Source organism: Campylobacter vulpis, from assembly GCF_014217995.1.
Lineage (GTDB): Bacteria > Campylobacterota > Campylobacteria > Campylobacterales > Campylobacteraceae > Campylobacter_D > Campylobacter_D vulpis.
The window spans coordinates 780,406-791,946 of sequence record NZ_CP041617.1; the positions used below are offsets into that span (position 1 = coordinate 780,406).

Annotated in this window: 13 protein-coding genes; 11 read left to right on the forward strand and 2 right to left on the reverse strand. The window is 32.8% G+C overall.

Features of this window, described 5'->3' with window-relative positions; translation table 11 throughout:
* The first annotated feature begins 5 nt into the window (after window positions 1-5).
* From CVULP_RS03960 to pepE, 11 genes are all read left to right on the forward strand, one after another.
* The gene (locus CVULP_RS03960) at window positions 6-578 is read left to right on the forward strand and encodes a LysE family translocator (protein WP_099461955.1); all 573 of its coding nucleotides are present in this window, start codon (window positions 6-8) and stop codon (window positions 576-578) included.
* 43 nt (window positions 579-621) lie between these two features.
* The gene (locus tag CVULP_RS03965; protein ID WP_099462039.1) at window positions 622-870 is read left to right on the forward strand and encodes a hypothetical protein; all 249 of its coding nucleotides are present in this window, start codon (window positions 622-624) and stop codon (window positions 868-870) included.
* Window positions 867-1,361, forward strand: a complete 495-nt coding sequence (ciaD, locus tag CVULP_RS03970; RefSeq protein ID WP_099507320.1) for an effector protein CiaD — start codon at window positions 867-869, stop codon at window positions 1,359-1,361. The genes CVULP_RS03965 and ciaD overlap by 4 nt, the downstream gene beginning before the upstream one ends.
* A complete protein-coding gene (locus tag CVULP_RS03975) occupies window positions 1,330-2,442 on the forward strand; it encodes a tRNA nucleotidyltransferase/poly(A) polymerase family protein (RefSeq protein ID WP_099507321.1) in 1,113 nt (370 codons plus the stop codon). The genes ciaD and CVULP_RS03975 overlap by 32 nt, the downstream gene beginning before the upstream one ends.
* Window positions 2,427-3,251, forward strand: a complete 825-nt coding sequence (purU, locus tag CVULP_RS03980; RefSeq protein WP_004277284.1) for a formyltetrahydrofolate deformylase — start codon at window positions 2,427-2,429, stop codon at window positions 3,249-3,251. The genes CVULP_RS03975 and purU overlap by 16 nt, the downstream gene beginning before the upstream one ends.
* 9 nt (window positions 3,252-3,260) lie before the next feature.
* Entirely contained in the window at window positions 3,261-4,238 is a 978-nt protein-coding gene (gene corA, locus CVULP_RS03985; protein ID WP_099461946.1) for a magnesium/cobalt transporter CorA, read from the forward strand.
* Between the two features lie 11 nt (window positions 4,239-4,249).
* Entirely contained in the window at window positions 4,250-4,783 is a 534-nt protein-coding gene (gene mog, locus CVULP_RS03990; RefSeq protein WP_099507322.1) for a molybdopterin adenylyltransferase, read from the forward strand.
* Between the two features lie 164 nt (window positions 4,784-4,947).
* A complete protein-coding gene (locus tag CVULP_RS03995) occupies window positions 4,948-6,957 on the forward strand; it encodes a methyl-accepting chemotaxis protein (RefSeq protein ID WP_265415691.1) in 2,010 nt (669 codons plus the stop codon).
* A gap of 129 nt (window positions 6,958-7,086) precedes the next feature.
* The gene (locus tag CVULP_RS04000; RefSeq protein ID WP_099462111.1) at window positions 7,087-8,400 is read left to right on the forward strand and encodes an MATE family efflux transporter; all 1,314 of its coding nucleotides are present in this window, start codon (window positions 7,087-7,089) and stop codon (window positions 8,398-8,400) included.
* Window positions 8,376-9,023 (forward strand): M48 family metallopeptidase, encoded by a 648-nt coding sequence (locus CVULP_RS04005; RefSeq protein WP_099506979.1) that lies wholly within the window; start codon window positions 8,376-8,378, stop codon window positions 9,021-9,023. Before CVULP_RS04000 ends, CVULP_RS04005 begins: the two co-directional genes overlap by 25 nt.
* A gap of 165 nt (window positions 9,024-9,188) precedes the next feature.
* Window positions 9,189-10,010, forward strand: coding sequence for a dipeptidase PepE (gene pepE, locus CVULP_RS04010; protein ID WP_099462115.1), 822 nt, complete (start codon window positions 9,189-9,191; stop codon window positions 10,008-10,010).
* A gap of 26 nt (window positions 10,011-10,036) precedes the next feature.
* Here pepE and CVULP_RS04015 read toward each other — a convergent pair whose 3' ends face one another.
* Window positions 10,037-10,681, reverse strand: coding sequence for a thioredoxin domain-containing protein (locus CVULP_RS04015; protein ID WP_099462117.1), 645 nt, complete (start codon window positions 10,679-10,681; stop codon window positions 10,037-10,039).
* Window positions 10,682-10,725: 44 nt separating this feature from the next.
* Window positions 10,726-11,349, reverse strand: a complete 624-nt coding sequence (locus CVULP_RS04020; RefSeq protein WP_099462119.1) for a disulfide bond formation protein B — start codon at window positions 11,347-11,349, stop codon at window positions 10,726-10,728.
* Window positions 11,350-11,541 lie beyond the last annotated feature (192 nt).

Sequence of the window (11,541 nt, forward strand, 5' to 3'; positions counted from 1 at the left end):
TTTTTGTGGAATATTTTTTATTATTTCTTACGCTTGTGCCTCTTTCTCTTTTGCCAGGTTTTAATATGCTTTTAGCCTTTTCTTTGGGACTTAGTTTGGGTTATAGGGCGACTTTATGGGTTATGGTGGGGCAGTTGGTAGGACTTGCTTTGGCTGTTGGAATTTGCATTTTGAGCTTAAATTTTCTATCACAATTTGAGTTTATTTTTCAAATTTTAAAATATTTTAGCATAGCTTTTTTGCTTTATATGGGTTTTAAATTGTGGCGAACAAAATTAAGCATAAAACAGGATAAAATCACAAAAAAACGCCGCTTTTATCTTATGCTGCAAGGCTTTATCACTTCAGTAAGTAATCCAAAGGTATGGATTTTTTTCCTTTCTCTTTTGCCCTCTTTTATTCATTTAAATTTATTTTTTCTTATGGGTTTAATTCTTAGCATAGAATTTTCTTGCCTAAGTCTTTACGCTTTGGGCGGAAGTGTTTTTAAGCGTTTTATGAATGCTCATTTGGATAAAATTGGAAAATTTAGTGCCTTATGTATCGTTGGGATTGCCCTTAGTTTTTTGCTTGAATAAAATAAAGCTTTGTGCTAAAATATTTCAAATTTTTTCAAGGAAAATAATGAAAAATACTATCACAGAAGCCTCTATTTATGAAGCACAGGGACTTAAAAACGAGGCTTTAGAAATTTATAAAAAGATACTTAAAAATGATCCTAGTAATGAAAATGCCATTGTGGCTATTCGAAGGTTGAGTGGTTTGCGTTCTAAAAATAAGGATTTAAACATACAAATGCTTGATTTTTTTCTCACTATGCAAAGCGAAGAAGAGATTAACGAATTTAAAAGGTGGTTGATAAAAATATGAATTTAGAGGATTTAGCAAAAAAGACGATTGATGAAGTGCATCATCAAATCAAAGAGCAAGAAAGACAACTTAAAAGCTTAAAAGAGCAAGAAGAAGAGCATCAAAAAGAAAATGAAGTAGATGAAGCTAAAATAGAGGTGCTTGAAAATGAAAATTTAGAAACAAGCCAAGAAGACATTTTAGAGCAAATTCAAATGGCAAAATTTCAAGAGGAGCAAGAAAATTTAGAAATCAACGATGAGGACAAAACGAAGGAAGAGCCTTTAAAAGAAGAGCTTGTCGAAGAAAGTGAAATTTTAAATCCTAACATCATAGCTAAGGTGCAAAGTTTAAATGAAGACATCTTTTTGAAAAACCTAAAAGAGCGTATTTTGGTGCTTTTTGAGGGGCTTAATGATACTAAAAAAGAAGATTTGGACGCTAGACTTGAGCTAACGATTAATTTTTTAGAGTTTTTACTTGCAAATATCGAAGATAGGCTTAATAAATAAGCTTCAATTTATAAGCGATTTTTTACGCCCTCATACTCAAAGAGCCTATTTGGTCGGGGGGAGTGTGAGGGACTTTTTTTTAGGGCTTGAACTTAGGGATTTTGATATAGAAGTTTATGATATAAGTCCTGAAAAATTCGACCTTTTAATGCAAAAACTTGGTGCAAATGGCTATGGAAAAAGCTTTTTTGTCTATAAATTTCAAAATTATGATTTAGCTTTAGCTAGAACGGAAAACAAAAATGCCCCCGGTCATAAGGGCTTTGAAGTCCAACTTTGCAACGATGAGGCTTTGGCGGCTAAGAGGCGTGATTTTACTCTCAATGCTTTGATGATTAATATTTTTAGCGGTGAGCTTTTGGATTTTTATGGCGGATTTAAAGATTTAAAAAGCGGAATTTTAAGGCATATTGATGATAAAAGTTTTATGGAGGATAGTCTTAGGGTTCTAAGGGCTGTGGGCTTTGTCTCTCGCTTTAATTTTCATCTAGCTCCTCAAAGCTTAAAATTAATGCAAGATATGGATATAAGCGATTTAAGCGAGGATAGAATTAATGCTGAGCTTTATAAATTTTTTAAAGGGGAGCATTTAGCTTTAGCTTATAAAACTTTGCAGGATTTAGGGCTGGAAAAAAAGCTTTTTGGTGTAGAATTTGATGATGATAATTTTTTAAAATTATTAGAAAATGCTGGGAAATTTGTCAAAGATGAGGCTTTATTTTTATATCTTTATCTTAATTATTTTAACATTAAAGAGCCATTTTGCAAAAAAACTAAGCTTAAAAAAAAGCTTTTAAATAAAGCCTCTCAGCCTTTTTTTAAAAAAGAGATAAGTGATTTGGAGCTTTTAAAAATTGCTTCTTTAATGCCACTTAAATCTTGGCTAGGGCTTTGGGATAAAAAGCGTATTGAAAGAGCTAAATTTTTAGGGGTTTATGAGGAGAAATTTTATAGCCAAATTCAAGCTCAAACTTATCTAAAACAAGGAATTTCTGGTAAAATGCTAGGCTTAAAACTCGAAAGTGAAAAAGAAAAAGAAATGATAGCTTATTTAGAGGGATTAAAATGCACTATGTCTTAAAAATTTGCACAAAAGATGCTAAGGGGCTTATTTATAGAATTGCTGATGTGATTTTTAAATATCATATTAATATTATTAAAAACGATGAATTTGTCGGTGAAGAGATGTTTTTTTTCCGTGCACTTTTAGAGGGAGAATTTGAGCCAAAAGCCTTTGTGGGAACACTTGAAGCTATGCTTGGAGAGGGAGCGTTAATAGAACTTCACGAAAAAAGAAAAAAAGATATTGTCATTTTTGCCACTAAAGAAAGTCATTGTTTGGGGGATTTACTCATACGCCATTATAGTAATGAGCTTGAAGCAAACATTAAAGCTGTGATTTCTAATCATAATGAATTAAAAGACTTGGTTGATAAATTTAATATCCCTTATCATCTCATCAGTGCTGAAAATACAAGCCGCGAGGAGCAAGAGGGTAGGGTGCTTGAGTGCCTTGAAAATTATCAATTTGATTATTTAGTTTTAGCTAAATATATGCGAATTTTAAGTCCAAATTTTGTGCGACATTTTGAAGGTAGAATTATTAATATTCATCACTCATTTTTACCTGCTTTCATCGGTGCAAATCCTTACAAACAAGCTTTTGAAAGAGGGGTTAAAATTATAGGAGCGACTGCACATTTTGTTAATAATAATTTAGATGAGGGTCCCATCATCACTCAAGATGTGATTAATATCAATCACGAATTTAGTTGGAAGCAAATGCAAGAAGCAGGAAGAAATGTAGAAAAAAATGTTCTTTCTCACGCCTTAGATTTAGTTTTTGAGGATAGAATATTTATCCATAAAAATAAAACCATTATTTTTTAAAGGAATTTAATGCTCTATATTTACACAAAAACCCCAGACGCCTTAGTGAAGAGGCTAGAATTTGACTTTAAAAGCGGAGCTTTGCCACAAAATATCCTTTGGATAGATTTATTACACCCAAAGCCTGATGAGATTAGCTTTATTTCTTCGCATTTTAACTTGCAATTTCCAAGCGAGGAGGAAAGAGGTGAGATAGAGCTAAGTGCCAAATATTGGGAGGATAGCACTAGCATTACAATCAATGCGCATTTTTTAATGAAAGGCTTAAAGCTTGATGATGAGAAAAATCTCAACCTTCACACAGAAATCATCACCTTTGCTACGGCTAAAAATATCCTTTTTACCGTGCGTTATAGCGATTTTAGCACTTTTAATGAAATTCAAACCCGTATTTTAGCAAGTCCTAAAAATTTCGAAGATGGTTTTGATATTATCGATAAAATGTTCGAAGTGCGTGTGGAAAAGGATGCGGACTTGCTAGAGTGGATTGATAAAGAGGCGAGGCGTTTAAGAAGTAGTATTTTAGAAAAGAAAAATGAGGGCGGGTATGATGAGCTATTAAAGGACATTTCAAATTTGCAGGATTTAAATATGCGTGTTCGCGATTCTCTTTTTGATAAACGCCGTGCGATGACTTCACTTTTAAAAAGTGACAAAATCGATAAAGATATTAAGCAAAATCTAACCATAGTTTTAAAAGACTTGAATTCTCTCGTTGAATTTAGCGTTTCGCAGTTTAATATCTTGGATAATATTCAAACCATACTCACAGGACAAATTAACATCGAGCAAAATAGAACGATTAAACTTTTCACGGTTGCTACTGTGGCGATGATGCCGCCGACTTTAATTGGAACAATTTATGGAATGAATTTCAAATTTATGCCCGAACTTGAAATGCTTTATGCTTACCCTATGGTGCTTGGCGTGATGATAATCTCTATCATCGTTCCCGTGTATGTTTTTAAGAAAAAAGGCTGGTTATAAAAGGAGAAAAAATGGATATTATTAACATAGGAATTTTAACCCTAAGTGATAGGGCAAGTAGCGGAATTTACGAGGATAAAGCTACTTGTGAGGTGGAAAGAGTGCTAAGATCTTACATTAAAAATGAAATCATTTTTCATAAAGAATTAATTGCCGATGATTATGATGAGATTATTAAAAAGCTTATCCTTTTAAGTGATGAAAAAAGATGTGATTTGATCATTACAAGTGGAGGCACAGGACCAGCACTTAGAGATGTAACGCCAGAAGCTACTGAAGCGGTTTGCGATAAGATGATGCCGGGTTTTGGTGAGCTTATGAGGCAAGAAAGTCTTAAATTTGTCCCCACAGCCATACTTTCAAGACAGAGTGCGGGCATTCGTGGCAAAAGCTTTATTTTAAATCTCCCGGGTAATCCAAAAGCCATAAAAGAGTGCTTAGAGCCTGTTTTTCCGGCTATACCTTACTGCATAGATTTAATAGGCGGTGCATATATAGAAAATAATGAAGAAGTCATTAAAATCTTTCGCCCTAAGAAAAAATAGTATTTAGCTTAAATTTCTCTTATTAAGCCCCGTATTTTGTGGGCTTATCTTAATTTTATGCCATTAAGACAAAAAAAATCTCATTTTAATTTTATTTTAAGAATTTGTTTTTTTTTTTTTTGGTAAAATCCAATTTTTTTAAATCTAAAACAGGAGTTACCATAATGCTAAATAATTTTAAACTGGGGACTAAAATTATCGCCATTGTTCTTTGTTGTGTCTTTTTAGTTATTTTCTTTTTGACCCTCATTGTTTCTTATCAAAGCTATCAGGTTTTAAGCAAGGAGGCACATCTTTTAATTGCTAATGCAACCGCAAGAAATGTCAATAAGGTCGAAGGCTATGTCAATCAAGTAAGCGAAACTACCGAATTTGCCGTTAATAGACTTAGTGCGGCTTTAGAACGCGGGGAATTAAGTCAAAGAGAATTGCTAGATGTTTTAGAAGCTCTATCAGGCTCATCGAAATTTATAGAATATGCCTACATCGTTTTGCCTAATTCTCAATCTTACATCGCAAGAGATGGAGTTGGTGAAACAATGGATAATCATCTTAAAAATATACTCAATCAAAATGCTAACAATAATGATGATAAAATGCTTATATCCAAACCTTTTAATGTGCAAATTAAAGATAAAAATATTTTTACCATTAATTTTAGCTTTAACATACTCAATTCCCATAAACAAAAAATGGGAACGCTAGGCATTTTATATAATATACAAGCTTTAAGCGAAGATTTATTGCACTCAAGACGCAGTATTTTTGAAGGTGATAGGAGATTTTTAATGACTCAAGATGGGGTGATATTTTTACACTCCAACGAAGAATTTGTGGGTAAAAATTTAAAAGATATCAACACAGATGAAAGGGGGCAAAATATCCTCAACGCTTCAATAAATAACGAAAGAGGTATTTATGCTTATGATTATTTAGATGATGAATATATGGCTGGAGTGCAACCTTTCAAAATCGCAAATTCTAATAGCATTTTTACTATGGTTACTCTAGCTCCTACAAAAAGCATTTACCAACCTTTTTATAATCTTCTTCTTGGCATTATCATCACTTCTTTGGTTAGTTTGCTTGTGGTGATTGTTACGATTTTGTATTATGTGAAATTTCACATTACAAGAAGAATTGTCAATGTATCCGAGCATTTATACTCCTTTTTTAAATATATTAATTTTGAAAGCGATCAACTGCCAGCAAATTTAAAACCTAGAGCAAATGACGAGATTGGTCAAATGGCAGCCGCCATTAACCAAAACATTCAAGCCACCAAAGAAGGCTTAGACCAAGATAAACAAGCTGTTAAAGAAAGTGTTACCACAGTAGGCATAGTTGAAAACGGAGATTTAACAGCAAGAATCACAGCTAATCCTAGAAACCCACAACTCATAGAACTTAAAAGTGTGCTTAATAATCTCCTTGATGTCTTACAAACTAAAGTGGGTAAAGATATGAATAAAATCCACTCTATCTTTGAAGAATTTAAAAGCTTAGATTTTAGAAACAAAATAGAAAATGCCACAGGTAGTGTAGAAGTAACCACTAATGCCCTAGGCGAAGAAATCATCAAAATGCTTAAACAAAGTTCTGATTTTGCAAATTCTTTAGCCAATGAAAGCTCCAAACTTCAAAACGCTGTGCAAAATTTAACTTCAAGCTCAAATTCTCAAGCTGCTTCTTTAGAAGAAACTGCTGCTGCTTTAGAAGAGATTACCTCCTCTATGCAAAATGTCTCTCAAAAAACCAGTGATGTGATTACTCAAAGTGAAGAGATTAAAAATGTTACAGGCATTATAGGTGATATAGCTGACCAAATCAATCTTCTAGCCCTTAATGCTGCTATTGAAGCAGCAAGAGCAGGGGAACACGGAAGAGGCTTTGCCGTCGTGGCTGATGAAGTGAGAAAACTCGCTGAAAGAACGCAAAAGTCTTTAAGTGAGATAGAAGCAAATACTAACTTACTTGTTCAATCTATCAATGATATGGCAGAAAGCATTAAGGAACAAACTGCTGGTATTACACAGATTAATGAAAGTGTGGCTCAAATAGACCAAACCACCAAGGATAATGTGGAAATTGCTAATGAAAGTGCCATCATCTCTAACACAGTAAGCGACATCGCTACAAATATCCTTGAAGATGTGAAGAAGAAGAAGTTTTAAAAAATTTTAGTTTATATCCACTCTTTATAACCTCCACTTTTTTGTGGGGGTTAGTTAATCAAATTTGTTATAATTTTTATTAAATTTCAAACTTTGCAAAACAAATTTAAATAATACGGATTTTAACAAATGAGCAAGCAACTCTCTTTAAAACAGCTTAGTGTCCCGATATTTTGCGAGATGTTTTTACGCTATCTTTCTTTAATCATCAACACCGTTATGGTTTCTCAATATTCAAATTCCTTAGTTGGTGCTATGGGTGCTGGAAATCAAATCTTAGATTTATTTATTACCATTTTTAGTTTTTTAAGTGTGGGTTGTAGCGTAGTCATCGCGCAGGCTTTGGGTGCTAGAAATTTGATTTTGGCAAGAAAGGTTATTCATCAAAGTTTATTTTTAAACGCACTTTTGGGCTTTTTTTGTATGCTTTTTATTTTATGGCAGGGAAATTTTCTACTCACTTTACTTAAAATCCCCAATGAGCTTTTAAGAGATAGTCAAATTTATTTACATACGCTTGCAATTTGTCTCTTTTTTGACGCTGTTGGCATAGTTATGGCAGCTGTTGTGAGGGTGTATAATCACGCTTTTTTTGTAATGCTTGTAACGCTTTTAATGGACGGATTTATCATTCTTGGAAATTATATTGTTTTACATCATACAAGCTTAGAGCTTTTTGGAGTAGGGCTTAGTAATATTATAGGGCGTGTTTTAGCCATAGTGGCACTTTTGCTTATACTTATTTTTAAACTTAAAATTCATCTAAAATTACGCGAAATGATAACCCTTGAGAAAGAGGTTGTTAAAAAAATTCTAAATATAGGCGGCTTTTCAGCTGGGGAAAATCTCCTTTGGATAGTGCAATATACCATAGCTTTTGCCTTTGTGGCAAGTTTGGGTAAAGAAAATTTAAGCGTTCAAACGATTTATTTTCAAATTTCTATGATGATTATGCTTATTGGTCAAGCCATAAGCGTAGCTAATGAAATCATCATCGGCAAACTTGTCGGCGGTAGGTATTTTAATGTCGCTTATAAGCATACTTGGGTCGCTTTATATCTTAGTTTGGTTGCTTCTTTGGTGGTAGCCTTGCTAAATTTCATTTTGCAGGATTTTACTATGGGTATGCTAAAACTTGAAGATGTGCTTAAAGAGTTGATGATACCGCTTTTTACGCTTTCTATTTTTCTTGAAGTTTTTCGCTCTTTTAATATTGTGATGGTTAATGCTCTAAGGGCAAGTGGAGATGCGAAATTTCCATTTTTTAGCGGACTTGTTTTTATGATGGGCGTTTCTTTACCTGTGGGTTATATTTTGTGTTTTTATGCTGGACTTGGGATAGTGGGCGTGTGGCTTGGATTTTGTGCTGATGAGTTTTTAAGAGGGCTTGTTAATGCGTATAGGTGGAAAAGTAAAAAATGGCAAGGCAAAGCACTCGTATAATTTGGCGACATTTTGAAATTTATATTTTTAAAAAAGCTGTAAAAAATCTCATTTTAAGAATAGATAATGAGGGAAAATTTAAGCTAAGTGTGCCGTATTTTTACCCTCTAGAAAGACTTGAAGAATTTTTAATAAAAAATGAAAAATGGCTTCAAAATGCTTATGAAAACTATCAAAAAACCTTAAAAAAACAAGATGAATTAATCTTTTTGGGGCATAAATTTAAGGTAATTTTAGAGCCAAATTTAAGTAAGGCAAGGCTTTTCAAAAATGAGATAAAAACGCCAAATTTAGAGCATTTGCAAATTTTTATAAGAAAAAATGCTAGGATTATTTTTAATTTTTATCTTAAAAAATGGCAAAGAAAAACGGGACTTAGGGTTAAAAGAATTTCTTTAAAAACTATGCAAACGCGTTGGGGTTCGTGTAATCATCAAAAAGCCTACATCAACCTTAATCTAAAACTTATGCAAAAGCCTATAAAAGCGATAGAATATGTCATCTTGCACGAAATCACTCATTTAAAATTCCCTCATCACGGCAAAGAATTTTACGCTTTTTTGCTTGAAAATATGCCAGATTTTAAACAAAGAGAAAATATATATTTTAAAAATCTCCCTTAAAATAAAAAGAGCTATTTGAATTTAAGTATCAATAAATATAAAAATTTGTAGGAAAAATCTACAAAAAATAAAAAAGTTGTTTTATCGTGCGAAATCTTTAAAATTTACAAAATTTTAAATCAATAAAATTATAATGAAAAGGTCAATATTTTTAAAGGAGATTAAATGAAAAGAAGAATGCTTCTTAAAATTGGTGTTGCATCTTTAGCGGCTTTATGTCTTAGCGTTTCTAGCCTAAGTGCAAAGGAGGGCTTTAACTTCCCAAAAGATAAACAAAAAGCACTTTTGCTTTCAAGTTCTGGTTATAAAAATACGGGCTATTTAAACCACGCTCTTCCTTGGCTTAAAGAATTTGTAGAAAAAAATAATCTCAAAGGCAAAAAAGTCGCCTTTATCCCTTATGCTGGAGTGAGAAAGAGTTATGATGAATATGAGGCACAAGTGCAAAAAGCTCTGCAAAGCCTCGGCGTAGAAATCATCAGTGTGCATAAGGGTAAAGCCACAGATATAGTCAAAAATGCGGACGCCATTTTTGTAGGCGGCGGAAATACTTTTGAGCTTGTCAATCAGCTTTATAAAAATGATCTTGTAAAATTAATTGCTAAAAGAGTGAGTGAGGGAGTGCCTTATGTGGGCTGGTCGGCTGGCTCAAATGTCGCAGGTGCCACTATGCAAACAACTAACGATATGCCTATCGCAGAACCTGAATCCTTTAATACCTTCAATATCTTTCCATATCAAATCAATCCGCATTTTATTTCAGGAAAACCTGTGGGACATAATGGCGAAAGTAGGGAGGAAAGATTGGAGGAATTTTTAATCCTCAATCCAAAATCCATCGTTTATGCTCTTCCTGAGGGTGTAGCTCTACTTATCGATGGTAAAAAAGTCAAGGTTTTAGGTATGGATAAAAAGGCTCCGCTTTTAAAGCTAGAGCATAAAAAAGATATTTCTAAAATCGCCATAGATAGCGAATTTAGCTATTAAATTAAGAGGCAGTGCAATGCATTGCCTTACTTATTTTTCAATTCCTCTATTATTCTTAGCAAACTTTCAAAAGAATCGATAGCCTCGGGCTTGATTTGATAGCTACCATTGACAATAAAAGCGGGTGTGCCATAGTTTTTAGCGACCTCATTAGCCCACTCAAAACGCTCCAAAAGCTCTTTAGCCTCTTTTGTTTGGATAAAATTTTTTAGTTCTTTTTCGCTGATTTTAAGCACATTAAGTCCATTTTGTAAAAAGCTTTTTTCATCTTCAAAATCTTTTGTAGCGACGACTTGCCCTTTTTTATTCATCAAAAAATATTTTTCAAAATACGCCTTTGCTAAACGATGTGCTAGGCTGTCTTGGTAACTTGCATCTTTTTGATTTTTTCTATCCGCAGAAATAGCATAAGCAAAAAGTTCATTTAAAAGTGTGCCAAATTTCACATCGGCTATACTTATGGGATAAATTTCATAAGATAAATTTGGAATTTTCTCCTTCAAAGCCTCAAGAGTGCCAAATCTTTGATGATTATAGCAGTGGATACACTTATAAGAAAAAACCTCAATGAGAGTATTTTTCGCCTCGATTTTGCCTTTGAGTGTAATAAAATCTTGCGAAAAAGCAAAAGACAACGCACAAAAAAGCGTCAAAATAGATTTTTTTAACATAAAAACTCCTTGAAAATAAAAAAAATTGTAGCACAAATTCCTAATCACGCAAGAAAAATCAAGCCCAAAAAGAGAGCAAGGCTTATAAATTTAGCTTTTAAATTAAGCTGCTTAATAAAAAAAGGAGAAATGATAAGCAAAATAAAACTAAAAATAAGCAAAGAAGCCTCCGCCATACTAATAAGCTCAAATTTTGGTATTAAATACCAACCTTGTGCGTAAAGCTCGGTAAAAAAACTTTGCAAGGTGCTTAAAGTTATATCACTAGGCGGTGTGGGTGCATCTAATGCACAAATGCCTGTCGGTGCAAAAAAGGATGGGAAAAATCTATCTAAAGGCAAGTTAAAAGCAAAACGCGGATAGGTCGAACAAGAGGCTAGAAAAGGATTATTTGAGAGTAGGGCGGAGTGAATTTGCATTAGCTTAAAAGAGGCTTTTAAGCCGTAAAAAATTCCAAAAAAAGCCAGAGAAAAACCTAAAAATTGAATAGGTTTAAATAAAAGAAAAATGAAAGAAAATGTCAAAATGCAAAAAGCCAAACGCACATAAACACACTGCTCACAAGGACGCATAAAAAGATAGTTTTGAAAAAAAGTATGTGATAAAACTAGGCAAAAAATGCAAAAGCAAAAAAGCAAACAATAAATTTTCTTTTCATCTAAAATCAAAATGAAGCTCCTTTTTTAAAATTATAAAAAACTTAAACTAATAATAAAAAGAGAAAGTGAGAATAGGGCAATTTTAGTTCATTTTATAATTAAAAATTTTATCAATAAAATATTAATATTGATAATTTTTAAAAGAATAGTATTTATAAATTTATCCTGTAAAAATTTAAAAAATAAAATATAAGTTTTCAA

Excerpts from the sequence above, each read along its gene's own strand:
- ciaD (WP_099507320.1), top strand. The coding sequence starts at position 867 with ATGAATTTAGAGGATTTAGCAAAAAAGACGATTGATGAAGTGCATCAT.
- purU (WP_004277284.1), top strand. The coding sequence starts at position 2,427 with ATGCACTATGTCTTAAAAATTTGCACAAAAGATGCTAAGGGGCTTATT.
- corA (WP_099461946.1), top strand. The coding sequence starts at position 3,261 with ATGCTCTATATTTACACAAAAACCCCAGACGCCTTAGTGAAGAGGCTA.
- mog (WP_099507322.1), top strand. The coding sequence starts at position 4,250 with ATGGATATTATTAACATAGGAATTTTAACCCTAAGTGATAGGGCAAGT.
- CVULP_RS03995 (WP_265415691.1), top strand. The coding sequence starts at position 4,948 with ATGCTAAATAATTTTAAACTGGGGACTAAAATTATCGCCATTGTTCTT.
- CVULP_RS04000 (WP_099462111.1), top strand. The coding sequence starts at position 7,087 with ATGAGCAAGCAACTCTCTTTAAAACAGCTTAGTGTCCCGATATTTTGC.
- CVULP_RS04005 (WP_099506979.1), top strand. The coding sequence starts at position 8,376 with ATGGCAAGGCAAAGCACTCGTATAATTTGGCGACATTTTGAAATTTAT.
- pepE (WP_099462115.1), top strand. The coding sequence starts at position 9,189 with ATGAAAAGAAGAATGCTTCTTAAAATTGGTGTTGCATCTTTAGCGGCT.
- CVULP_RS04015 (WP_099462117.1), bottom strand. The coding sequence starts at position 10,681 with ATGTTAAAAAAATCTATTTTGACGCTTTTTTGTGCGTTGTCTTTTGCT.